The sequence below is a fragment of the Nevskia soli DSM 19509 genome (assembly GCF_000711955.1).
Taxonomy (GTDB): Bacteria; Pseudomonadota; Gammaproteobacteria; order Nevskiales; family Nevskiaceae; genus Nevskia; species Nevskia soli.
On sequence record NZ_JONR01000024.1, the window covers coordinates 18379 to 42122 of the forward strand.

20 protein-coding genes are annotated in these 23744 nt (G+C 57.8%); 14 read left to right on the forward strand and 6 right to left on the reverse strand.

What is annotated here, in order from left to right; translation table 11 throughout:
• Positions 1-220 precede the first annotated feature (220 nt).
• Complete coding sequence (locus BP26_RS29520) at positions 221-1540, forward strand: porin family protein (protein WP_157572519.1); 1320 nt, start codon at positions 221-223, stop codon at positions 1538-1540.
• 126 nt (positions 1541-1666) lie between these two features.
• On the opposite strand, the gene BP26_RS28610 is transcribed toward BP26_RS29520, so the two are convergent.
• Both BP26_RS28610 and BP26_RS0113440 read right to left on the reverse strand, forming a co-directional pair.
• Entirely contained in the window at positions 1667-2614 is a 948-nt protein-coding gene (locus BP26_RS28610; RefSeq protein ID WP_211254916.1) for an NAD-dependent epimerase/dehydratase family protein, read from the reverse strand.
• Positions 2611-4344 (reverse strand): FAD-dependent oxidoreductase, encoded by a 1734-nt coding sequence (locus tag BP26_RS0113440; RefSeq protein ID WP_084183068.1) that lies wholly within the window; start codon positions 4342-4344, stop codon positions 2611-2613. The genes BP26_RS28610 and BP26_RS0113440 overlap by 4 nt, the downstream gene beginning before the upstream one ends.
• Positions 4345-4688: 344 nt before the next feature.
• On the opposite strand from BP26_RS0113440, the gene BP26_RS0113450 reads away from it, so the two are divergent.
• Both BP26_RS0113450 and BP26_RS0113455 read left to right on the forward strand, forming a co-directional pair.
• Entirely contained in the window at positions 4689-6197 is a 1509-nt protein-coding gene (locus BP26_RS0113450; RefSeq protein WP_169740705.1) for an exopolysaccharide biosynthesis polyprenyl glycosylphosphotransferase, read from the forward strand.
• A 408-nt stretch (positions 6198-6605) separates the two neighbouring features.
• Positions 6606-7532: a sigma-70 family RNA polymerase sigma factor gene (locus BP26_RS0113455; RefSeq protein WP_084183069.1), complete on the forward strand. Its 927-nt coding sequence runs from the start codon at positions 6606-6608 to the stop codon at positions 7530-7532.
• 37 nt (positions 7533-7569) lie between these two features.
• On the opposite strand, the gene BP26_RS28615 is transcribed toward BP26_RS0113455, so the two are convergent.
• The gene (locus BP26_RS28615; protein ID WP_084183070.1) at positions 7570-7890 is read right to left on the reverse strand and encodes a PilZ domain-containing protein; all 321 of its coding nucleotides are present in this window, start codon (positions 7888-7890) and stop codon (positions 7570-7572) included.
• A 169-nt stretch (positions 7891-8059) separates the two neighbouring features.
• Between BP26_RS28615 and BP26_RS0113465 the strand changes: the two genes are divergently transcribed.
• Positions 8060-8812 carry a Crp/Fnr family transcriptional regulator gene (locus BP26_RS0113465; RefSeq protein WP_029921103.1) on the forward strand — a complete coding sequence of 251 codons (753 nt, stop codon included), beginning with the start codon at positions 8060-8062 and terminating at the stop codon, positions 8810-8812.
• 295 nt (positions 8813-9107) lie between these two features.
• Here BP26_RS0113465 and BP26_RS30615 read toward each other — a convergent pair whose 3' ends face one another.
• Positions 9108-9647, reverse strand: a complete 540-nt coding sequence (locus tag BP26_RS30615) for a hypothetical protein (protein WP_029921104.1) — start codon at positions 9645-9647, stop codon at positions 9108-9110.
• Positions 9648-9874: 227 nt separating this feature from the next.
• Here BP26_RS30615 and BP26_RS0113475 point away from each other — a divergent pair, with 227 nt between their 5' ends.
• The 5 genes from BP26_RS0113475 to nadE are packed head-to-tail and all read left to right on the forward strand — an operon-like array spanning position 9875 to position 15255.
• Positions 9875-10405, forward strand: coding sequence for an acyltransferase (locus BP26_RS0113475; protein WP_051748952.1), 531 nt, complete (start codon positions 9875-9877; stop codon positions 10403-10405).
• Complete coding sequence (locus BP26_RS0113480) at positions 10402-10647, forward strand: acyl carrier protein (RefSeq protein ID WP_029921106.1); 246 nt, start codon at positions 10402-10404, stop codon at positions 10645-10647. Before BP26_RS0113475 ends, BP26_RS0113480 begins: the two co-directional genes overlap by 4 nt.
• 8 nt (positions 10648-10655) lie before the next feature.
• Positions 10656-12653, forward strand: coding sequence for an asparagine synthase (glutamine-hydrolyzing) (gene asnB, locus BP26_RS0113485; RefSeq protein ID WP_051748953.1), 1998 nt, complete (start codon positions 10656-10658; stop codon positions 12651-12653).
• Entirely contained in the window at positions 12650-14221 is a 1572-nt protein-coding gene (locus tag BP26_RS0113490; protein ID WP_029921108.1) for a class I adenylate-forming enzyme family protein, read from the forward strand. The genes asnB and BP26_RS0113490 overlap by 4 nt, the downstream gene beginning before the upstream one ends.
• Positions 14218-15255, forward strand: a complete 1038-nt coding sequence (nadE, locus tag BP26_RS0113495; RefSeq protein WP_211254917.1) for an NAD(+) synthase — start codon at positions 14218-14220, stop codon at positions 15253-15255. The genes BP26_RS0113490 and nadE overlap by 4 nt, the downstream gene beginning before the upstream one ends.
• 268 nt (positions 15256-15523) lie before the next feature.
• Here the strand turns inward: nadE and BP26_RS0113500 are convergent, their stop codons facing one another.
• Both BP26_RS0113500 and BP26_RS0113505 read right to left on the reverse strand, forming a co-directional pair.
• A complete protein-coding gene (locus tag BP26_RS0113500; RefSeq protein WP_051748954.1) occupies positions 15524-15892 on the reverse strand; it encodes a glycine zipper family protein in 369 nt (122 codons plus the stop codon).
• 912 nt (positions 15893-16804) lie between these two features.
• Complete coding sequence (locus tag BP26_RS0113505; protein WP_051748955.1) at positions 16805-17761, reverse strand: hypothetical protein; 957 nt, start codon at positions 17759-17761, stop codon at positions 16805-16807.
• Positions 17762-17935: 174 nt separating this feature from the next.
• Here BP26_RS0113505 and BP26_RS0113510 point away from each other — a divergent pair, with 174 nt between their 5' ends.
• From BP26_RS0113510 to BP26_RS0113530, 5 genes are read left to right on the forward strand one after another with little or no spacing between them, the layout of a single operon-like run.
• A complete protein-coding gene (locus BP26_RS0113510) occupies positions 17936-18388 on the forward strand; it encodes a hypothetical protein (RefSeq protein WP_051748956.1) in 453 nt (150 codons plus the stop codon).
• Positions 18389-18403: 15 nt separating this feature from the next.
• Positions 18404-19447 carry an NAD-dependent epimerase/dehydratase family protein gene (locus BP26_RS0113515; protein WP_029921113.1) on the forward strand — a complete coding sequence of 348 codons (1044 nt, stop codon included), beginning with the start codon at positions 18404-18406 and terminating at the stop codon, positions 19445-19447.
• Positions 19447-20964 carry a UbiA family prenyltransferase gene (locus tag BP26_RS0113520; protein ID WP_211254918.1) on the forward strand — a complete coding sequence of 506 codons (1518 nt, stop codon included), beginning with the start codon at positions 19447-19449 and terminating at the stop codon, positions 20962-20964. The genes BP26_RS0113515 and BP26_RS0113520 overlap by 1 nt, the downstream gene beginning before the upstream one ends.
• Positions 20961-22679 carry a hypothetical protein gene (locus BP26_RS0113525; RefSeq protein WP_157572521.1) on the forward strand — a complete coding sequence of 573 codons (1719 nt, stop codon included), beginning with the start codon at positions 20961-20963 and terminating at the stop codon, positions 22677-22679. Before BP26_RS0113520 ends, BP26_RS0113525 begins: the two co-directional genes overlap by 4 nt.
• Positions 22676-23680, forward strand: a complete 1005-nt coding sequence (locus tag BP26_RS0113530) for an SUMF1/EgtB/PvdO family nonheme iron enzyme (RefSeq protein WP_029921116.1) — start codon at positions 22676-22678, stop codon at positions 23678-23680. Before BP26_RS0113525 ends, BP26_RS0113530 begins: the two co-directional genes overlap by 4 nt.
• Positions 23681-23744: the final 64 nt, after the last annotated feature.

A 23744-nucleotide genomic window follows, 5' to 3' on the forward strand; every position in this document is an offset into this window, starting at 1 on the left:
AAATGTCGGCACAATGTTGGGCGTGCATTCATGAGTTTTCTGTACGTCTGGATACAAAATGCGCTGACACATATATGGAAAGCCGAGGATGGGGCTTGCAGTCGAATACATGATGTCCCCACGGGGTCGTGCGCGGGATTTGTGTCTGCTAACCAACAGAGCCCGATTCAATCCCATATGAGAATTCGCATCTATTCCGGGCAGGGCCTTTAAAGCGGTGGTGACACATTACGAGACGGTCCAGAAGGACCATAAGCCGCTGCTCCTCAAGGCACCACGTCAAAGCTGGTGCACTTCGACCCGGTCTCGTTGTCGATCCGGCGGACTGGGCTTTGGCATTGCATTTATCGCATTTATCTGCAGTGTCCCGGCGCTGGCCGAGATCAATCTGATGCCCTATGTGTCCGGCCGGACCTTGTACGACTCCAACGTCTTTGCCCTGTCCAGCGGGGATCAAGCGGTATTGCAGAATGGAGATCCTAGCCGATCGGATACGGTATTCCGATACGCCGCAGGCGCGGATGCATCCTTTTTATGGAATCGACAGGAAGTGTACGGATTCGCGGAAGGTCGTCGTTTCAACTACCTGCATTTCGACCAACTCGATCATGACGAATACACTCTCTCCGGAGGATCCAATTGGGTAGTCAATGATGCCTTTGGCGGAAGCGTCAACTATCGCCAGGAACGGCGCATGGCGTCGTTTGCCGATCGCACAACGACCCAGCTTGAGATGGAGACTGAACGTACATTGTTGGCGCGTCTTGATGTAAAAGCTAGCGATGAATGGCGCCTCGACGGCGGCTTCAAACTGCATGGGCTGGACTCTCCGCTGCCTGGATTTCCGTTGTTCGCGCTAGGCGAGCATTCCGGCAACATGCAAATACAGTACGTTGGGCGGGGCAAGCTTGGAGTCGGCCTGTACACGGAGTATCTCGAAGGTGACTATCGGGGCGTACCCGATGAAGGGCGATTCCGGCAGGTAACCGCAGAACTCACTTCGACATATGCTATTAGCGGCTTGTCTGATTTCGATGCAAAAGTAGGCTATTCTCAACGCAAGAGCCAGATCGAACAGGGAGGGGACGTATCTGGACTTGCCGGAACCCTTGCCTATAAACGCAGTTTTACCGGTAAGACCTCCGGCGATATTCAGATATTTCGCCGCATCAACAGTTATGTCGCCGGAGCGACGTCAGTCGTTGAAACCGGAGCGACCATCGCACTGCGCTGGCAACCAAGCTCGACGATATCCGTAAGCCCGGATTACTCCTGGATCGAGACCGGCTACCGTGGAACATCGGCGCCCGGATCGTCGTTTCCCAGCCGCAGGGATCACTATCAGACTGCAGGAATCACGATAAACTATGACGCGCGGCCGTGGTTGTCTATCCGTGCCTTCGGTCAAGCGCAAGACCGTAACTCGAACATTGTGCTCGACAGCTTCAACGAGTCACAGGTTGGCATTGAATTTGTGCTTCGACGGAGCCGTGATCCCAGTAGCGTTTTGCATGGCGATACGTTGACGTCCAGCCACTAAGCATCCCTTCCGGCTGACTTGTGAATCCGTGCCGTGCCAGCTGGCGTGGCACATCGAAAAAATGATGGTCGTCTTGGGGCGATTCACCATCTCCGGAGCTTGTAAAAAGCGCCGTCATCCGGAATATTACTTCAAGGTGCGCAGGCCCGTCATCAGCGGCGTGAAATGCAGGCCCAACCGGTCCTCCGATTTGCGCCCATCCAGGCGAATGTTCTGGCTGAAAAGACGCAGCAGCGAAGGCGGCATAGGTTCCGGCACCGCCGCGCTATCGGCCCCTAACAAACGCGCGACCAATTGCGCCGCCTTCAACGCGGGTGCCAGTACCGAGCCCTCAAACAGCAACCTTTTTTCAGAAATCCTGCGCACCGGTAGCGCATTGTGAAATTGCGCGAGCCACAGGAAGTATTCATTCCAAGTTAGTGAGCCTGGCATTACAATATTGAAGCACTCGCCTTCAATGTCGGGTTGGCGCAATGCATTGAGCAATGCAGCTACCAGATCGTCAATGTGAACCAAATTGCAGAATCCCGCTCCGCGGCTTCCGAGGTCACCGATCCGCCCGGCAAGCAGCCAACGCGCGATACGTTCGCTCCATTGCCTGCTGCCGCGGCCGTATATGCAGCCGGGCCGCAAAATTACCGCTCGAGGATATCCACGGGCTATTCGTTCGGCTTCGACCTTTGCCCCCGCGTATCCTCCGGCGTTCTGGGTGAGCGAACTGGATTCATCCACCACGCCGGATGCCGCGCCATATACCGCCATCGAACTCAGATAGACAACACGCGGCGGCTGTGGCTGACGTGCCGCTGCTTCATACAGGGCCCGCGCATTGGCCCGTATTACATTGGAGGTCCCGGCGACAGCGTTGACCACAGCATCCACGCCGCGCATCGCTTCGAAAAGCTGCGCTGAGTCGGTGGCATCGACTTTGCCGACGCTTTCGCATCCAGAGGGCGGTGTATGGTAGTGATGGGTCACAAGGGGCATTGCCCATTCAGATGTGGCGAGCGCTTTCACCAGCTGCCGGCCTACATACCCACTTGCCCCTAGAATCAGAATTCTTTTCTTGATCACGTGATCGATTCTGGCACAGGGCTTGCCTTTTCATTTCGCGGCGCTCGTTCGGGGTTCGCAGCCGAGACGTACTGACGGCGGTTGGCGACAGCTTTAAGGTGATCGGCTAGCCGCAATGCCAACGCCACGATAGTCAGGGTCGGATTTGCCTGACTCGATGTGGGGAATACCGCGGAACTGGCGATGAACAGGTTGTCTATGCCGTGCATTCGGCAATTGGAATCCACCACGCTGTTGCGCGGATCGGATCCCATACGTGCGGTGCCGAGGTGATGACCGCCATATGCACCGTAGCGGGTCATTTCAAGCTCGACTGAGTCTATATCGTACTCAAAAGAACCAACCTCGCTGCAGCGCAGGTCATCCGAAAGCAAGGCCAGGGCGCGCTTCACAGTGAGGACGTCCCCCTCGGTGTAACGCCAGTCGATGTCCAGTTGTTGGATGCCAAGGGCATCGCGCAGAGTTCCGAGTCGCACCCGGCTATTCGGATTAGGCTCCTGCTCTGCGTGAAAATCCAAGCTGTAAAGTCCTGCTCGTGGCTTGATGATGATCGACGGAAACTTCCGCTTCGCCAGAGTGCGGTAACGCAACCAGTGGATCAGAAACAAAGCTGTTCCGAATGGATCGCAGATGACATTGCGCAGGTGTAGCAGTATCGCCTGCGCCGACAGGTGTTCCTCTCCGTGTAGGCGCTTGCCGTATTCGTATGGAATAATGCCCTTTGCCAGATAGAGCAGGGAAAGCAAACCAGTCCTGTGTGCAGGATCGGTAATACGCGGATGATGCAAGCGTGCCACGAAATTTCCGATTCGGTGCTGACGCTGTGTGGCGGAGGAAAGCGCGAAGCGCCGGCGGCAATACACGCCGTTCATGTCGACATCGTAGCCATGATGGACCTTATTGGGCTGATTCAGCTTGATCGCTCCAATAGTTCCGGCCATGTGACACATGTAATAACGTCCAACTAAATCACTATTGTTGCCAATGCCGTTGCTATGTACATCACGATTGGATAGCAATAGCCTGGCCACTTCAAGCCCGCCAGCGGCGAGCACGAACTGGTCGGCTCGAACCGTCATGGTCCTTCCATTCAGCGTGCTGACTGTCGCTCCATTAAGTGCCGAGCCTGCATTGTTTAAGCTAAGCGCCGTAACATTGGCATGCAGCAGCACGGTGACTCTAGTGGAAGCGCGCAGATATGCGCCGTAGCGGCGGCCAAAATCGGTGGGGCAACTGAAGCGTTCCAGCGTGTCGGTGCTGAAGTGAGGGCTTTTGAATCCGACGATCATGGCCCTGGGTTCGGCTTCAAACGCCTTGCCTACGGTATAGGCGAATGAGCCGGCCTCGCACAATTCGTTGGCTTTGCCATAGTAGGGAAGCAGATCGCCGTATGCTATCGGCCAACCACTGTGAGGTATCCAGGGACGAGCTTCGAAATCGATAGGGTCGAATGGGACACAACGTCCGCCCCAGATTGTTGTTGAGCCACCGAAACGACGCTGGCGATAACGGTCTGGGAGGCTATGCAGATGCTCGTCTGACACAGTGCCCTGGTATAGATCCTGCGTTTCGTGCTCTGCCTTGAGGCCCCCTGACTCGAGAAGTAATACGTCGAGTCCCGCATCTTCCAGCGCCAGCGCCAGAGAAATCCCGGCCGCGCCGGCGCCCACAATGCAGATATGCGCGGACAGCTGGTGCCCATCCGGAAAATTGGATGCGTCTAGTATCACGTGTTGACCTTCTTTCCCACCTTGGAATCAATAGACGGCTTATCGCTATCGCGAAGGTATACCTGCCACAACAAGCCTAGAGTAATTACAGCAAGGAGCAGGAACCATTTCTGTTGGATGGCGCACAGTTTCGCTCTGTGAAAACGCAGAGTCACTTTGTATAGACGCTCGATTTCGTCGATAACACTGTTGGGCGTCATACAGAAAACGTTGAGACCAATGCGTAGTGTTTGTTGAGTAACTAGTTTTTGCCTTCGGTGGTTTTTGGCTGCCTTTCTGGAACGGTTGGTGATGAGAAATAGCGATTTTTCGCAATTTTGACATTGATGGACGGAAAAAAGAGGATGATGAACACAGAAGATGTTGTGAACCCGTGGCAGATGCAGTTGCGGGCTCATTCAAAAAGAAAGATCAGCCGCGATACGGTTACCCTGGCTTTCGACTTGTTACCCTTGGCGGATTTCGCCTGTTTGATTCTTTCCGGATACTTGGGAACACTCATCTACTGCACAGTAACCGGCGATGGATTGTCAGCCGATATTTGGAGCATCCATAAAACCCGAATAATCATTCTCGCCTTGCTGGCGCCTGTACTCCTGTACGATCGCAAACTGCGCGATGCGACCGGCCACATCAGCCTGTGGAATCTCGCTGGCAATACCGTGATGCGCTTTATCAAGTTCTCCGGCGCAGCATTGACGCTAGGGTTTCTCACTCATTCCTTGGTCGACGTGCCACGCGGATTGGCCGTAACCTGGCTTGCCATAGGCCTCGTCCTGGTCACGGTCCTCAGGATGCTGTTGGTCAGAGAGCTACGCGTGCTGGAGCGCATTGGAGTGCTGTGCGAAAGCGTCGCCATTGTCGGAGCTGGTCCAGTGGCCGATCGCCTGATCCAGCAACTGCTTCACGCTAGGCCGGATAGCATGGAAATAGTGGGGATATTCGATGATCGCATGGCGGATCCAGCCACACATGAAACACGCCAACCGGCCGCCCTCAACCGTCCGGTAGGTACGCTCCAGGATCTGCTCGATATTGGAAAGACCCGCAAGATCGATTGGGTATTACTGACGATGCCGTGTACCGCGGAGAATCGCCTGCTGTCCATGATTCATACACTCAAGGCTTTGTCCGTTCCGGTGGGGCTGTGCCCGGAAAATGTCGGGCTTCTTCTGCCTTATCGTATGATCGACTACGTTGCGGATGGCCTGCCGGTCACCTTGCTGGCGGATCGTCCAATCCGACATTGGGCGGCCATCATCAAGTCGGTGGAAGATGTGCTGCTTGGTGGCTTGTTGCTGCTTCTGCTACTGCCGATCATGGGGTTGATCGCATTGGCCATCAGGCTGGAAGGCGCGGGTCCAATACTATTCCGCCAACCGAGGCATGGGGCGAACAACGACGTATTCGATATATTCAAATTTCGCACCATGCGCTGGAGTGCGGACGCGGAGCAAGGCCCGCTAAAGCAAACCAGCGTGGATGACATGCGAATCACGCCGGTCGGGCGCCTTCTGCGCAAAACGAGCCTCGACGAGTTGCCGCAACTCTTCAATGTGCTGCGCGGTGAGATGTCCCTGGTGGGACCTCGCCCTCACGCGGTTAACATGCGAACCGAGGATCGCCTCGGACACGAAATTACAGATGAATACCCGCATCGGCATCGGGTCAAGCCGGGTATGACCGGCTGGGCACAGGTCAATGGCTCCCGTGGCGCCACGGATACCCGTGAGCAGTTGCGCCGCCGGGTCGAGCTGGATATCCAGTACGTTGAAAACTGGTCCTTGTTGTTCGACATCAAGATACTGTTACTGACCTTTTGGGTGGTACTGCGTGGCACCAATGCACGCTGACCCCGGCACAGCGCTGCTCAGGGTATAAGGCTTTCGTGAGAATTCTCTTTGTCCAGATAGTCGGTGCAGGGTCATAAGCTGTGGCTGGTTGGGGGAGCGGGTCTTCCGTCCATCAACTGTCTTGCATCCTGACTCGGATTGTATGGCGCCGCACTGATTGTCCGAAATCCCAATGTTGAACTTGCGTTGCCCACGCGGCATCAGCATCCGCTCTCGAGCATCTCTCATCACAATATTGGACAGTCAAGTGAACGTATTACCCATTGGGACGTTGTTGCACCTGCTGGACAGACCACCCGGCATCGATCGCTTGCCAGCTGAAGACCGGACGGGACAATGCGGCGAAGGGTTTCAGGCACGCATTTATGAGGAAGCCAATGGCGGCTGGCAAAGGATTCGGGGCTACTGATGCCAGTGGTTTCCCGCCTCATGGTGCAGGGTACATCGGCATGGCGCGCCACCAGCAGAAGCGAGTACAAGCCTGTTGAAGCAAATACTCAACCGGGGAACGTGAGCGCTGGTCTTGATTCATACATCACTGCCGTCAACCGGGTGCCTATGTTGACTGCGCACGAAGAGATCCTTCTGAGCAGAAAAATCCACAGGGAAGAAGATTCGGCCGCAGCAAAGCTATTGATCAAATCCAATCTTCGCTTCGTCGTACCGATTGCGCGTAGCTACCTGGGATACCGGCAGTCATTGGATGACTTGATTCAAGAAGGAAACATGGGGTTGATCAAGGCTATCCACCGATTTCAACCAACCACCGGTTCCCGCCTTGTCCATCTGGCCACTCCCCTTATTACGGCCGCAATACGGGACTGCATCGTGCGCCTATGGCACATGATTCCTTCTGAACTGACCCGTACCGAACAGGAGTTATTTTTTCGACTACCGGAGACATTACGCGAGGGAGGGCTTGAATTGACAGGTGCCGAGTTGAGAAAACTCGCCGCATCTTTGCGCACCAGGCCTGAGGTGCTCCGGCGCCTTCAAATATGGTTGGCCGGCACGGATTTCTCCCTGGATGGCCAAGAATGGAGGCGCTCCAGCCATCATCAGCAGAGCCAGTTGCCATCCGGGGATAGTATAGCCGTGGAAGCCTCCGAGGAACTCGAGCACCAGTTTGAAGCCATGCACCAGTTCCTAGACCACTTGGCGCCTCGTACGCGCGACATATTGGTGGGGCGGTGGCTGACACCGGGGCCGCGGCCCAAGCTGCACGAATTTGCCCAGCGCCACGGCATTTCAAGGGAACGGGTGCGGCAGATCGAGCAGGAGGCCTTCAATAACATCAGGGATGGAATGCGTTCACTCCAGCGCCGCGGTGGATGAAGCCAGCTTTGCGACAGTCGGAGCTCGCAAAAACAAATCAGCCACTGTCCACGCTGACCAGGTCGCGTTGAGCCAGAATTGTCTGAAAACTAACCCCATGTTCCAGACGTACCGCAACATCGATGTCCGAAGTACGCAAGACAAAACCGGCCAATGGCGCGACGACGCCGTGCGGGAGGCGGATGCGAGCTTCAAGATGGTCTCCGGTATGCAACGGCAAATCGTCCCCGCGACTGAATCGAATGCCGCCTTCCGATAGGTCGAATACCGAAAGCGCGGCACCTTCCCATTCCAGCGTAGGGCGAAGCCTGTCAGGGTAGCGCACCCTGTAGTCGACGCGTCGATTACGAATCTCCATCGGCTAAGCCTACACCTACGCAAGCCTGTATACCGGATGGTCGGCCGTGCGGCTTTCGGCGCAGGACTTTTGTACGTTGGAAGACAGTTTGGACGATCCATCCGAGCCTATTCTGAGATAGGCGGGGCCCACAACGTCCAAACCTCCAGAATCGGCCGTCAGGGAATCAATGCTCAATCATTCGTACAACCGGCTGTTGGCCGCATTGCCCGAGCGGGACAGGACACGCATTATGGCGCAGACGGATTTGGTGCTGTTGCGGGCCGGGACCGTCCTTTACGCGACCAGACAGACGTTGCGCTATGCGTACTTTCCAATCGACTGTATCTTGACCCTTGGACAGAATAATGAGGGAACGTACACCGGTGAGGTGGCAGTGATCGGCAACGAGGGCTTTCTTGGTGTTGCAATGTTTATGGGCGGCCGACTCGCGACCAGCACCGCTAGGGCCTTGACCGGTGGCCACTGCCTTAGATTAAAAGGCGGGGCCTTCAAGCGGGAGGTTCGACAATCCTTGACGTTCGAGCGGCTGCTGTTGAGGTACACGCAAGGGTTGTTTTTCCAAAGTGCGCAGTCTGGAATCTGCAGACACGCGCACGATCTCCGTGCTCGAACAGCCACCTGCATTCTCTCCTGCCTGGAACGTCTTGGCGTCCATTCCTCCGAACTGACTATGGACCTCGTTGCCCGCATCCTGGAAGTGAAGCCCGCGGATCTTGGCGCTGCGATGCGCTTCCTGCAGGCCCATCGAATTGTCAATTGCCGAGGCGGCGAGGTCGAAGTGACTGATAGAAATGCCCTGGAGCAGACTGCCTGTGAATGCTACGAGATTATCAAGCATGAGTTTCAGGTGCTGTTGCCCGATGCTATTCACCGCCGGCCCCATCCAATCGTGGAATCGGAGGCTTGTCAGCCGGGCTGATCGTCGCCGCATATTCTTTCGATGCGCACTCCAGTAGCGGTACGGGGCAGGCAGGACGGACCCAATGGGGTTCCGGAGCCTGCCTCCGAGTAGTAAATCTTTTCCCATCCGCGACCGCTCAGCAGGGCAGCACGGATTGTACGGCAGCAAACAGACTTGATGTCCCCGCGCAGTGATAAATACGCGCCATGAAAAGAAACCTGCCGAACTAATAAATCCCCCAAAAGACCATGGATAAATCGCTCCGCCTTTTAAGCTGGATGAATAGTCCTTGTCTCACCGTGAGATGAACGTGTTAGAGCAACAATCGCCGGATTGCCGTGATAACGGGCCCGATGCTCAGACGGCGCGCCGTATGCGAGGTTCTGGAACCCTTGGCGACTTGCTGCGAACGCAGATGTCCGGTGTCGTCGGCATTTTTATGGGAATGCGAAATCCTGCGGCGCCAGTGGCGTCGGTTCTGCGCTGGATCAATACCCGGTTCAAGACCTGGCGCTGCGATCAAATCGGCTTCGGAGTGGAAGTGCTGGGTTCGATATGGGTACATGGCGGAGGAACAATCAGGATAGGAAACAATGTCCGACTTGACGGGCGCATAGCGCCGATCGAGCTTCACAGCGCTCATCACGCTATGCTGGAGCTTGGAGATGACGTATGCATCTATGGCGGCACTTCGATTGAGGCGGTCGAAAGCATACAAATAGGCTGTAGAAGCGTACTTAAGCCGTTCGTGAAGATCATAGACAACAACTTCCACCCCCTGCGTGGCGACCGTAACCACAGGCCACCTCCGGCCCGGGTTCTGATCGAGGATGACGTGGTTATTGGCGACCACGCCATAATCCTGCCCGGAGCACGGGTGCAATCGGGGGCGTGGATCGGTGCCCGCTCGGTGATCAGCCATCGTGTACCTAGCGGGGCCCGCGTTTCGGGAAACCCTCCCCGCATCCTCCGTATCCCGCAATGCTGACTCAGGATTCTATAAAAGGGTTTGCACAGCGCTGCGGATTATGGCTGTCGAAGCGTATGCAAAGAGCGATCGGCCGTCTGCGAGCACGATGCATGCTGCGTGGCGCGACGATCGGGCGGGGCGTATGCGCCACTGGCCGCATCAAGATCAGAAATCACGGCACCCTGTGTATCGGACGGAAAGTGACTTTCCTCGGGGGCATGATTCCTACACAAATCATCGTTCATCGCGGCGCGCGGCTGGATATCGGCGATGAAACCCTGTTCAACTATGGTGCCTCGATCGAGGTCTGGAACGAACTGACCATTGGCCGGCGTTGCATGATCGCATCCATGGTGCGTATTGCGGATGGCCCAGGGCAACCTGCATCTGCTGTCCGTCTGGGGGACAACGTCTGGATTGCGCACGGCGCGGCGATCGGGCCCAGCGTCACTATTGGGGAAGGATCTACCCTCGCGGCCGGCAGCGTGCTGGACAGGGATGTGCCGCCCCAGACGCTGGCCATAGGAGATCCCGCCCGGTTTGTTGGCCTCAACCTTTTAGCCGGGTTGTCCGCCCGATCATCTACCACTACGGCGTCCTCGTTTACCGGCGCCGTCTTGTCCAAGGAATCCCTTCAATGAGTCATCGAGACATCCTGCGTCGTTTTATCGCCGATACGTTTTTCGTCGAAGAATTCAGCGATCACGAATCGTTCCTGCGGTCTGGAATCATCGATTCCACTGGAATGATGGAACTGATTCAGTTTCTCGAAGAGAAGCTGTCGGTTCGGATGGTTGATTCGGATCTGGTTCCGGAGAACTTGGATTCCATCGACAACCTGCTGCGCTTCATCGGGCGAAAAGCAGCGGTTGGCCAGGTCTGAACCGGACCATGTGCGGCATTGCAGGATTCACCACGCCGCCCGGACTGCACAAGGAAGTGCAGGCGCAAAGGTATGAGTTACGCCTGCGTCGCATGACGGCAAGTCTTTTCCACCGGGGGCCCGACGCCCAGAGGGCTCTACTGCTCGACGGCATAGCTCTAGGTCACACCCGCTTGGCAATTGTGGACCTGACCGCGGGGACCCAGCCGATGTCGGATACGGAGTCCGGCGTCACGGTAGTGTTCAATGGAGAAATATTTAATCACGATGATTTAAGGCGACAGCTGGCAAGCGGTTACCGCTTCCGCACCCGCTGTGATACCGAGGTCATCCTCGCTGCCTACCTCAAGGAAGGCATCGATTGCGTCCGCTCGTTCAACGGACAATTTGCTTTCGCCCTATGGGACCCACGTGACAGCAGCCTGTGGCTCGCGCGAGACCGTGTCGGCATCTGTCCTTTATTCTATTCAGTGACGCGGGAAGGCCTCGCCTTCGCATCGGAGGCCAAAGCGATCTTCGCCGCGGAATGGCTACGCCCGCAACTAGATCCCCTCGCGCTGGTGGAATGCCTGCAGCAGTGGTCTCCGGTTGTTCCCCGCAGTTCCTTCTCTAATGTAATGAGTCTGCCGCCGGGAACATTTGGTCGCTGGCACAAAGGAATGCTATCGGTCCATCGCTATTGGGACCTCGAACTTGGCGAGGACCGTATCGAACAGGGTGTGACTGAAGCCCGCGCCGAAGCGCAGTTGGAGGAGCTTCTCACCGACGCTGTGCGTATTCGCCTGCAAGCGGATGTTCCGGTTGCGGCTTATCTCTCCGGAGGGGTCGATTCGAGCCTGATCTGTGCCATGGCGCAGACGGAATTGAAAGGTGCGCTGCAGACTTATTCGGTGAACTTCCAGCAGAGCCGCTACGACGAAGAGGCGTTCCAGTCCCAGGTTGCCCTCATGCTGGGGACCCGGCATCGGGCCGCGTGTATTACCAGCCGGGATATTGGCGAGCTTATTCCTACGGTGGTGCGCCAAGCCGAGCAGGTTCTACTGCGCACCGCACCAGCCCCATTTTTGAAACTTTCCGCTCTGGTTCGGGAAGACCACACCAAAGTCGTTTTGAGCGGCGAGGGTGCTGACGAGTTGTTCTGGGGCTACGATTTGTTCAAGGAAACAGCCATCCGGCAGTTCTGGGCCCGGCAGCCTCAATCGGACACGCGTCCTCGCCTGTTGTCTCGTTTGCATCCTTACCTCGGGCTGGATGAACAAGCGCCTGCCATGCTTAGGCAATTTTACGGCACCAGACTTGAAAGCATAGATGCCGCGGATTCCTCCCACCACATCCGTTGGGCCAGTTGCGCCCGCGCCACGCGCTTCTTTTGTTCTGCGTTCCTGGAATCGGTGCGGGATCATGATCCGGCCGCGGCGCTCGCGGCTACATTGCCCGCGGCACTTCAAGGCTGGAAGCCGCTGGCGCGGGCACAATATCTGGAAATGCGGACCTTGCTATCCGGCTATCTGCTGTCATCGCAAGGAGACCGCATGCTGATGGCCAACTCGATCGAAGGCCGCTTCCCGTTTCTGGATCATCGCCTGATCGAATTTGCAGCGCGAATGCCAGCATGGATCAAGCTACGCGGCCTGCGCGAGAAGTTCATCCTCAAACGTCTGGCCAGGCGAATGCTCCCGATGCAGATCGTCCAACGCATCAAGTTCCCGTACCGCGCGCCGGTGGCGGAGGCCTTGGCCGGACCATCGGCACCATCATGGGTCCGTGAAATGTTGGGGCGGGAGGCCGTCGATGCCGGGGGCGTATTCGACGCTGCCAAGGTAGGCAGGCTGCTGGATAAAATGACCAAGCAAACAGCGATCCCATCGGAAGCCGATAACATGGCCCTCATGGCAGTCGCCAGCACGCAGTTGCTACTGCGGGAGTTTCCGGCCAATGGGGCGCAGATGCATGATCAGGGCGCCGAGATCGTTCTCCAATCCTCGCAGCGTGCCATGGCGGCATGAACATCTCTGGTCATTGTGCCGCAGCGTGGCTCGCGGACCATGCGTTGCGCTCACCACAGGCGCCGTGCCTGGGCACTCCCTCGGGCTGGTTGAGCTATGGTGAACTGGACGATCGGGTTCGGCGCATGGCTGGATTCCTGTACGCAATCGGGGTACGCCGTGGCGATTTCGTTGTCGTCTCACTGCCGAATGTGCCTGCCGCGGTAGTTGCGAGTCTTGCCATACAGTCGCTCGGCGCCTGTTCAGTCGAGATCAATCCTGACTGGGACGGAAACAGCAATGCCCGTATCGCGAACAAAACTGGAGCGCGGATAGCCATCCTGCACGGACGCAACGCGGCGAAGTGGAGCGGAGTGGCCCAGGCCTTTGTTCGTTACGTGATCGTTCATCCGGAGCATCCGTCAGCGACACTTCGGTCCCTACTGAAGCCTTGCCACTTGACCTGGATGTCAACGGATGGATTGGTTCAAGATGAAGAGATTCGGGTGCCTCCGCCATCGGCGGCAGTGGATCCCGATACGCCTGCGTTGGTGCTGTATACCTCCGGCAGTTCGGGCGCCCCTCGTGGGGTGGTGCAGACGCACCGCAATGTCTCGGCCAACACCAGATCGATATGTTCGTACCTGGGCCTTACTGCCGAGGATAGAGTCATGTCAGTACTTCCTCTTTATTACTCCTACGGAAAAAGCCTGTTGCAGACGCACCTGATGGCCGGCGGATCGGTGTTCTTCGATCACCGCTTCATATATCCACACCTGGTCATCGACGCCATGAACCAGCAGCATTGCACCGGTTTCGCCGGCGTCCCGGCGACCTTCGAATTGCTGCGCAGGCAGATTGGTGCCCGATCATTGAAGGTTCCGGGTCTCCGCTATGTGACGCAAGCTGGAGGCGCAATGCAGCCCGAAACCGTGAAATGGGCCCGCACTGCCTTCGATCCCGCCGCGCTTTATGTGATGTATGGACAAACCGAAGCCACGGCAAGGCTCTCGTATCTCGATCCGGCTGATGCGGTGGCAAAGGAGGGTTCAATTGGGCGCGGCTTGGCCGGTGTCGACCTGCGTATCGTCGCCGATGATGCCAGCAGCATGCCGCCGGGCTCCATCGGACAACTCGTCGCCAGGGGTGAAAACGTGACCCCTGGCTATCTCGGCGACGACGAGGCTACACAGGAAATCATTCGCGATGGGTGGCTATGGACAGGAGATCTTGGCTACATGGATGACGATGGCTTCATTTTCATCACCGGCCGTTCCACAGAATTGATGAAAATTCGAGGTTACCGGGTCAGCCCCACGGAGATCGAACATTGCCTTTGCCGGCATCCGGAGGTCTTGGAAGCCGCGGTGGTGAGTATTCCAAGCGACATTGAGGGCGAGAGTGCTGCAGCATTCGTGGTGACCAGTCCGGGCAAGACCGTGGCTGAAGAGGCCTTGCGCAAGTTTTGCCGTGAGCGGTTGCCCATATATAAAGTCCCCAGGTTTATCCGGTTCGAATCAACATTGCCGCGAACCGGCAGCGGGAAAATCTGCAAATCAGAACTCAAAGAACGGGCGGTAAGACAATGATGTTTAACTCACAGGTGCTGTCCATCGATCTCGAAGCCAAGGCAGCCGAATTGTCAGGTAAGCTTTCCAAAGCCGTACTGCATGTACTGCGCCGGCGTGGTTTGGTTGTGGCGATTTCCGGAGGTATCGACTCAGCCTGCACTGCCGCCCTGGCGGTGCGCGCACTGGGCCCCAGGCGCGTTCACGGATTGCTGTTGCCCGAGCGCGACTCGCAGGCTTTGAGTACCCGGCTGGGACGGGAGTTGTGCGAAAAACTCGATATTCCATATTCCGTGCACGACATCGCTCCGATGCTGGAAGCGGCCGGCTGCTATAGCCTGCGCGACGAAGCGGTGCGTTCCGTATGCCCAGATTTCCAATCTGGATGGCCATGGAATATCGTTCTGGGCAGCGACCGGTCCGGCGCCTCACGCCTCAATGTGTTTTATCTCGTGGTGCGCCGCCCGGACGGAGACGAGCAACGTGTGCGTCTGACGCCGCAGGCATATTTGCAGATCGTCGCGGCCACCAATTTCAAGCAACGCGCGCGCAAGATGATGGAGTACTACCACGCCGATCGCCTGGTCTATGCCACCTCGGGAACTCCGAACCGCCTTGAGTACGATCAGGGCTTCTTCGTCAAACTCGGAGACGGTGCTGCCGATGTGAAGCCCATCGCGGGACTCTACAAGACCCAGGTATATGCCCTGGCGGCCCATCTTGGAGTGATTGACGGCATACTGCGTCGCGAACCCACCACCGATACCTATAGCCTGGAGCAGTCGCAGGAAGATTTCTATTTCTCGCTGCACTATTCGCAATTGGACCTGATTCTTTGGGCCAAGAATCACGATATCCCGGTGGCCGAGGTAAGCAGACAGCTAGGACTGGACATGCAACTGATTCAGCACGCCTACAACGACATCGACCAGAAACGCAAGTCAACCGCCTATCTGCATGCGCAGCCGATACTGCTCGAACCGGTAAACGAGATCGAAGCATTTCGGCCCAGGCTGGATGTTCAAATCCGAAATTCGGTAGGTGTTGCCGCATGAGGTTGGGCGCTCTGTTCCTGCCCACGAGGCAATGTCGAGGTTTTGATGAAGCAGATCCAGTGCGTAGCGGCGGCTATCGATAGATGCGAACGCCTCGCCGGGACACCGGACTGCGTTGAAACAACGGCAGCCCTCGGAAAAAAATACCGCTATATGAAGCGCCGCGGTTGAAGCAGTCCGGAAAAAGATATCAGATGTGCTCTGTCAATCCAATCTCAGACCAGATGGAGAAAACTGCATGGTAATGGCGCCCACGAAGGCTCCGATATCACCGGTTGCGGGGAGGGGGAGGCGTGTTCTGGTAGACATAGCCGGGAACCTGGTTGCCCTTGCTGTACATGCACTGTTCGTAGGCGATGTCATAGCGCCGCTGCAAGCCTCTGCTTGAACGATCCGTCTCGCCGGCACCAATGGCCGATCCGGCAATCAGTCCGACGCCGGCGCCGGTGGCCGCGCCACCCCCGGACCGCCCGATGAGGGCCCCCGCGGCCGTACCGATGGCCGTGCCCGCCACGGCCGTACCGAGTCCCTGATTCTGGGCGTTCGCCGCACCTTGCCCGATCTGCTGCTGGGCGAATTGTCGACACACCTGATCATCTTCGGCAAATACTTCGAAAGGCTTGTACAGGATCGACATGCGGCAATTAGTCATCGGGAGTCTTCCTGCTGTCATGGACCGGGAGGCGCCGGCGAGGGCGCTGGCGTGGCCGTAACCGCTTTCCAGGGCACGTTGCACTGCGTAACGTAGGGGTAGTAACCAGCCGGCTGTTCGCACCAATACCAATACTGCGTTGGTGGTGGCCCCGGCGGCATAGCGATGACAACCTCGGGCGGGACATATGCATCCGGATACGGATAGACCGGCGCGGCATACCAGAACCAGCTTGGGCCAACTACCCACCACCACCCGCCGTAATGGCCGTGATCACCATGATGCCAGTGCCCCTCACGCCAATGGTCCCCTAGATAGGGGGCGGGCGGGACATGGCGATACGACCCGAAGCCGCCGTATCCACCATGTACGGGCGGTGCTCCGTGCCCTCCGCCTGGATGACCATGCTGTGCTTGAGCGAAGGCAGCCGGGAGAAGCAGCACGGTCGCGGCGAAGAACCGGACCATATTTTTTGCCAACGGCAATTCACGCATACCTGCTCCAAGAAAGAACGCCGCAGGGTTTCATATGCACACCAGCGGCAAAAAACTTGGATGAGTCTAGTCCGCCGCCGCGCGCACCGACCTTGATCCACATCAATCCGGGACCGTCTGCGTTGCCTTGGGGAGGCGTGAATTTGCATGAACGGACCAGTGGATGGCGTTGCGCGATATCGACGGACCATGGTCCGGGACAACGGATCTTTCGCTAATGCGAGCTTCTTCGTCGCGGGCCGCTCAGCGAGCATTGCCGCAAGTCTGGGACATGAACCTGGCTTGGCGAAAATCCTTGCAAAAAATCCCGGGCACGTCTTGCGCAACCCGTGTTACAGCAAGTTGCAGGTGCCGACGATGCGATGACGGATAATCGGCCTGCGAACCATCTGCGCGCGTCGTTTCACAGCCCGGTGGAAGGCGCCCTCCCATCCAGAGCGTCGATGAGGCGGGCAGCCTGCGGAATTGGCCCATCATCACTGAATAAGGCGGCAAAATGATCGTCGCTCAGGAAGCTCAGGATATGTTGAGCAGCACCGTCGACGTAGGCTATGTCGGCGATCAGGCGGACACCGTGACTGTAATCCGCATAGCGCCAGCCGTGTACCGTGCTGAGCGGCTGGATCGGCCGACCAGTCGGAAGATGCCAGCCATAAATGGCGACCCGGTCCTGCATTCGCCACAGGCGAGAAGTTAGAACCAGGTCTTTTTTGTCGCCCGCCGTTAGCGTACCCAGGGGAAGACCGTTCGCGGCCCGCTGCTCTCCCACCATCAGGTTGTGCTGCCAGTAGTAGGCCGTCGAACGCATGGCATCGCTGGCTGGCAAGGGCCGAGGCTGCAACTGTACCGGTGATTGCGCGTAAACCGCATCGACCATTTTGCGAGTCGGCAACAAGAAACCGAATCGCCTGGCAATGCTCAAGGCTGTTTCGAGGCGCATCGGCGCGAGGAAATAGTCGCTGTCGGACCCGATCGCCAGGTAATCTGGGGCGACGCAAATGACGACTCGGGCCTGCCCACGTTGCGCCGAACCTGAATCGAGCGTCACCGGGGTAAGTCGCCTCAGAAACCCTGGAATATTGCCGGCCACAAGCTGATCACGGATCGCAGCCTCCCGCAAATCGTCGCTCAGTCCCTCGATTTTACGGGCGAACTGGCTACCGGACAGCGCCGAGGCCGATCGTGGGGGGATGGACGAACTTAGATTTTGGCCACAATCCCCTGTATTTGCCAAGGCCTTTACTGGAATCGCCACAACCGACGCCATGATCCACAACGCAACCGCCCATCGCAAGCTTCGCAGCTTCATATTTTTCTCGCGCATCAAGTATGAATTGGTGCGCGAAATACCGCGCTTCATGCTTTGTATGGGCAATTATGCAGCTTTTCCACCTTTGTCCGATGAATGGTCGGCAGCTTGGGGCCCGTAGGTGCGGGCCCAATCGGAGTTGATCCATATCAAGGTATGGCCAAAACGCAATCCCTAGCATGCAGTCGAGGTATCAATCCAATCCATCGTCGTTTGGGGTCAGAGATGAAGCCGCCGCCGTTCATGATCAAACAGTTTGCCACCCTTGCCGCCGTCATCGCGGCATCGCTTGTATCGAACGTCTCGGCTGATGGCGGCGCATTGCCTCCTTTGCGCCACGTCGGGGATATCAGCTACCGCAACGGCGGGATCGGTGTCGACGAATCGCAGGCGTTGAAGGCCGAAGCCGAAAGGTACCCGCTGACTCTGGTCTTTGCTGCCCGCATCGGCAAGCGCGACGCCTATACCTCCGCCGTGAAGGTGACCATCGTCAAGGCCGATGGCTCTTCCACGCTGGAGGTCAATTCCGAAGGGCCTTATCTCCTGGTTGATCTGCCAATCGGAAACTATCGGATAACTGCCATCAGCAATGGACGCAGCAAAAGCCAATCGGTGGCGATCTTGGCTGGATCCCGTAGACAAGTGGTTTTTGAATGGCCTGAAGAAAACCAGGAATAGGACGCAACCGCGCGAATGACTAACAAAGTATGTCTAGTAACTGGCGGCTCGGGGTTTCTTGGTATCAATCTATGCCGGTATCTCCTGGCGCGTGGCTATACGCTGCGCACCCTGGACATCGCTCCGTTCGAATACCCCGAGAGAAACGTGGTGGAAGTCTTGCATGGGGACATACGCGATCGGTCGGCCGTCGATGCCGCGATGCGCGGCATCGACCTCGTCGTCCACGCCGCCGCCGCCTTGCCGCTGAGCAGTCCCGATGATATTTTCTCCACTGACGCCGATGGTACGCGCATCGTTCTTGAGAGTGCATTCCGCAACGGTGTATCGCGGGTGATTTTTACCTCGTCCACATCGGTCTATGGCATTCCGGATCACCATCCGCTGCATGAGGAGGACTCTCTGCACGGCGTCGGGCCATACGGCGAGGCCAAGATCGAGGCGGAACGCCACTGCCGCGAATTCCGTGCAGCAGGGCATTGCGTGACGGTGTTGCGCCCCAAGAGCTTCGTCGGGCCGGAGCGGCTGGGCGTATTTGAATTGCTCTACGACTGGGCTGCCGCAGGCAGGAATTTCCCGGTGCTTGGATCAGGCGACAACCTCTACCAGTTGCTTGACGTGGAAGACCTCTGTGCGGTCATCCATCGCTGCGCCACTCTTGATGCCGATGTGGTGAACGACAGCTTCAATGTTGGTGCGAAGGATTTCTGCACCATGCGCGAGAACTTCCAGGCGGTACTCGACCGCGCGGGTCACGGCAAGCGTGTCATCGGCTTTCCCGCCCGTCCCGTCATTATCGCTCTGCGTCTGCTTGAGTCACTGCACTTGTCGCCGATTTACCAGTGGATATACGCGACTGCGGCGCAAGAGAGCTTCGTATCCATCGAGCGATTGGAGCAGAAGCTTGGCTATGTGCCCCGCTATTCGAATCAACAGGCGCTGCTGCGCAATTTTGATTGGTATCTGGAACACCGCGACGAATACCGCGGCAAAACAGGAGTCTCGCATCGGGTCCCGTGGAAACGGGGGGCGCTGAAACTGGCTGAGGTGTTCTTTTGATGATCGGCCAAAAGCTCATTCACGCCCTGCGCCTGGATGCGGATGATCCCCTTGATCCAGCTGCGCACGTTCCAGATGCAAACACCTTGGCATCGGCTGCCGAAATGGTGCCTTTGGTGGTGGACCTCGATGGGACTCTGATCCAGTCGGATCTGCTATTCGAATCGGCCTTGGGGGCCGTCCGGCGCAAGCCTTTGAACCTGCTCCGGCTTCCCTATTGGCTGGGGCAGGGCGTCGCCGCTATGAAGCACCATCTGGCTGAAAAAAGTCGTCTTGACATCTCCACCCTGCCGTACCGCGGAGAATTGCTCGACTATCTCCGGCAGGAAAAGAGCCGGGGCAGGCATATCGTGCTCGCTACGGCTGCGGATCAATTGCTCGCCAATGCTGTATCCCGGGAGTTGGGGGTATTCGACACAATATTCGCCAGCGACGGCGGGGATAATCTCAGTGGAGAGCGCAAACGGGACGTACTCGTGGCGGCCTTTGGAGCGCGGGGGTTCGACTACATCGGCAATTCCCGTCGAGACTTACCGATATGGGCCGTTGCACGCCATGCACTCGTCGCCGGATCGGATGAGGTGCTATGCGCACGCATCAAGAGCTCCACGCCGGTGGATCGAATATTCAGGCCCGCCGGGGGAGAATGGAGGGAATACCTGCGCGAATTGCGTCCACATCAGTGGTTGAAGAATTCCCTGGTGTTCCTGCCTCTGGCGGCGAGCCATCGACTATTTGACCCCGTCTTGCTGTTCCATGCCTTCCTTGCCTTCCTTGCCTTCACCCTTTGTGCGTCCAGCGTATATCTGCTCAATGACCTGTTAGATCTGCCGGCCGACCGGCACCACCCTCACAAGCGATTTCGACCGCTGGCCTCGGGCAGCGTGGGGATTCGTGGCGCCTGCGGTCTATTGGCGGCGCTGTTGCTGGCAGCCGCACTGGTCGGTGCTGCTTTACAAGCTGAGTTTCTGATGGTGCTGGGATTCTACTTTGCTACCACGCTCGCCTATTCCTTCGGGCTCAAGGACTACGCTGTGCTGGACGTTCTGATCCTGGCGGGGGGCTATGCCGCTCGAGTTGCGGCTGGATCCGCGGCTGCGGGCATCTCCTTGTCGTCCTGGCTTCTGGCGTTTTGCATATTCCTGTTCTTCAGCCTGGCATTGCTCAAACGCTTTGCCGAACTGGTCGCGCAAAGGGAGGTTAGCGGCTCCAAGGCCCATGCGCGAGGCTATGTGCTGAATGACGCCGGCGTGATCGCCGCACAGGGCATCGCCAGCGGGTACCTCTCCGTGCTGGTGCTGGCGCTTTACACCAACACCACAATGGTGCAGAGCCTGCATGGGCGATATTGGCTTTTTTGGGTGAACTGCCTCCTGCTCCTGTACTGGATCAGCTATATGTGGTTGATGGCCGACCGCGGCCATGTCGAAGATGATCCGGTTGTATTCGCACTGAAGAATCCCGTCAGCCGGGCTCTTCTCACGGTCATGGCGCTCGTGGGATTGGCCGCGACGTGAATCCGGCAGCCTCGCGCGTTTGCGCTGTACTGCTGTGCTTGCTGATGCTTGGTGCAACGGACGAGCAGCATGCGATGCCGCGGCTTGGTCCGGAGACCATTGTCGATTTGCAGCCCTTCCGGACAGTCACGTCTTTGGATATCGAAATGGGCGGTCGCAGCGGGCGGGCCACCCTGATAGACCTCAACCCGGCAATCGGCGCCTGGTACCTCCTGCAGCTGCAATGGCCTGGTTCCGTTCAGTCCTACCACCTGGAGAGTGCCAGACATGGCGCGCAACAGTTGCGCCTCGATCGGCAGGGCCTGCTTCTTTCCGACGGCGGAGGGACCACCGGCTGCCCGCTCTGGGCAGGCGGTCCGGGCGGATTGCTGGAACAGGCGCAGCGCTCCGCTCTGCCATACGCACCGCTGTGTGATGGGCGCTTGTATTTACGCAACGCTGTGGCAGGTACCTACACCCGCCTGGAGCGGGTAACCAATTTCCTGCGGGACCGCGTCTGGGGCGGAGACCGGATAGTCAGCTTCGTCCGGGATCAGTTTTATCAGGATGCGTTTCTTGAACAAGCCAGGCCCGCGCCATCGCGGTTTCCACCCAGCGATCCCCCGGTATCGTCCTCGCCACAATCAGCACGTCTCGTCGCCAGTGGCGCGGTGGCCATTCTGCCCTCAGATATAGAGGTCGACCTGGGTGAAGCCGCCAACAGTATGTTGCTTGGGCAATGGTATCCCGTCCACGATTCACCCGGCATCTACTTGAGCGCGGTGCAACCGCAAGTTGTGGATGCGGCGGTAGCCGCGCGTCTGCGTAGTCGCGTCGTCAATCTCGATGCCGTCGAAGCGGTGGCTCTGGACTACCTCGTTGCCTTCGATCTGAGCCAGTTCGAACTCGGTTTTGCGCTTGGCACGGATCATCCGCGTCTTGGATGGTCCGAACGCGTTCTCGATGAAATGCGCGTCCCGAATCTGGCAGGACCTGATGGTATCGATAGCGCTACGCCGCTGGCGCGGACCGGCATGGTCAGTCCTGCGTTCACCCCCTTGGTAGCGGCCACCTTCGCTGGCGGTTTCAAGCGCGAGCACGGCGCCTTTCACTATGGCGATCTCGCCTACAGGAATCGCGGTTCGCACTATGGCTTCATCGAGGAGGGCGTTGTATTCAGCACTCTGCAACCCGGACTTTCCACCCTCTATGTACTTGCCGACGGTACGATCGGCATGAAGACCTGGAGCCACGACGACGATGCCATGTTGCCCCGCATCCGATACGCACGGCAAAACGGCGTGGCGCTGATCGACCAAGACCCCGTCAGCGCCAGCCCACAATCTGGTCCGCTGATCACGCAGTGGGGGCCTGGCAACTGGTCGGGCTCCAAGGATGAGCAATTCCGCACGCTGCGGGCGGGCGCCTGTCTGAGCGAGACGTCGACAAGGCGGTTCCTCATTTACGGATATTTTTCCGCCGCCACGCCTCGCGCCATGGCCCGAGTATTCCAGGCGTACGGCTGCCGTTACGCCATGCACCTCGACATGAACGCTCTGGAACACACCTATCTGGCACTCTACACTCGAACCGCCGGACGGTTGCTTGTTCAACATCTGGTCCGGGGCATGGACGAAGTCGACAAAAAAGGTGGCGATCAAATCGCGCCGAGGTTTCTGGGCTTCCCGGACGACCGGGATTTCTTCTATCTGTTGCGAAGGAGAGATGCGTCATGAAACAAGGGACATTCGGACTCATCGTGTCGCTCTTGGCGATGAGTGCCATGGCAGGCGGCGCGCCCTCCGCGCCGTTCGCGCGGCAAAACGAGATGCTGTTCCAATTGTTGCAGCAGGACCAGGGATTGAGCCAGGACCAGGTCGATACCATACGCTCGATTTTCGAGCGTTCCGGGTTTATCGGGCAGGGCAATCCTGCCATCACCGAACATCCCGATACTCCGCAAGGTTGTCAATCCAAGCTAAAGGAGCAGTCGATTTCCTATGCCAATCCGCAGTTCGAGCAGATCTGCCATGCCAAATACATGGCACCGCTCTACGACCCAAAAACACAGAAACCGGAGGAGGCGCGGGCCTGCATCGACCAGTTTGAGTTTCCCGATGTCCCCTGTACCTATCCGGTGGTATGGGTACGCGCGCACGAGGCTGCAGAAATCTGCGCTGCGGAAGGCAAGCGCCTATGCGATGCTCACGAGTGGGAAGGTGCCTGCGCCGGCAGTTTGCAGCCTCCGGACTATCGATTCGACTTGGCCAAAGGGGTCAGTCCTGAGGAGGGCATACACCGCATGCGCGCTGCCCATAACAGCGCACATGCTGCCGACAAGAGTTGGAGCTACGGTCCCGCCTACCGTTCCGGCATTTGCGGCACCGCCAGCCACAAGACTCCGGGCTGTCCCGGCGGTGGCTGGAGCAAGTGTGGCTCCAATACTTATCCGGCGGGCGATTTCCCGGCCTGCCACAGCCCGCTAGGGGTCTACGATCTCAACGGCAACGCGGCGGAGCACATGAATCTACCGCTGAATCCATCGCAGATGTCCAGCAGGGGCAGCAAGCAATTGGGCTATACCGAGATGAAGGGGAGTTGGTTTATTTTCGACACTTACCGCGCTCACGAAGACTGGTGCCGCTGGCGCGCGCCTTTCTGGCATGGCACGCGGGTCATGGACGCTGACAGCCATGCCAACTATCACCTGGGCTTTCGATGCTGCAAGGATCCATGACGCGGTGCGATTAATTTAACCCTTTGGGACGTCAGAGGTGCATTCGCTTAATGCGGCTGATGTT

Coding starts and splice junctions, on each gene's coding strand:
- BP26_RS0113465 (WP_029921103.1), top strand. CDS start 8,060: ATGCTCAATCATTCGTACAACCGGCTGTTGGCCGCATTGCCCGAGCGG.
- BP26_RS0113475 (WP_051748952.1), top strand. CDS start 9,875: ATGCTGCGTGGCGCGACGATCGGGCGGGGCGTATGCGCCACTGGCCGC.
- BP26_RS0113530 (WP_029921116.1), top strand. CDS start 22,676: ATGAAACAAGGGACATTCGGACTCATCGTGTCGCTCTTGGCGATGAGT.
- BP26_RS0113455 (WP_084183069.1), top strand. CDS start 6,606: ATGCCAGTGGTTTCCCGCCTCATGGTGCAGGGTACATCGGCATGGCGC.
- nadE (WP_211254917.1), top strand. CDS start 14,218: ATGATGTTTAACTCACAGGTGCTGTCCATCGATCTCGAAGCCAAGGCA.
- BP26_RS0113500 (WP_051748954.1), bottom strand. CDS start 15,892: ATGTCGATCCTGTACAAGCCTTTCGAAGTATTTGCCGAAGATGATCAG.
- BP26_RS0113510 (WP_051748956.1), top strand. CDS start 17,936: ATGAAGCCGCCGCCGTTCATGATCAAACAGTTTGCCACCCTTGCCGCC.
- BP26_RS0113520 (WP_211254918.1), top strand. CDS start 19,447: ATGATCGGCCAAAAGCTCATTCACGCCCTGCGCCTGGATGCGGATGAT.
- BP26_RS0113480 (WP_029921106.1), top strand. CDS start 10,402: ATGAGTCATCGAGACATCCTGCGTCGTTTTATCGCCGATACGTTTTTC.
- BP26_RS0113490 (WP_029921108.1), top strand. CDS start 12,650: ATGAACATCTCTGGTCATTGTGCCGCAGCGTGGCTCGCGGACCATGCG.
- BP26_RS28615 (WP_084183070.1), bottom strand. CDS start 7,890: ATGGAGATTCGTAATCGACGCGTCGACTACAGGGTGCGCTACCCTGAC.
- BP26_RS0113505 (WP_051748955.1), bottom strand. CDS start 17,761: ATGAAGCGCGGTATTTCGCGCACCAATTCATACTTGATGCGCGAGAAA.
- BP26_RS0113515 (WP_029921113.1), top strand. CDS start 18,404: ATGACTAACAAAGTATGTCTAGTAACTGGCGGCTCGGGGTTTCTTGGT.
- asnB (WP_051748953.1), top strand. CDS start 10,656: ATGTGCGGCATTGCAGGATTCACCACGCCGCCCGGACTGCACAAGGAA.
- BP26_RS0113450 (WP_169740705.1), top strand. CDS start 4,689: ATGATGAACACAGAAGATGTTGTGAACCCGTGGCAGATGCAGTTGCGG.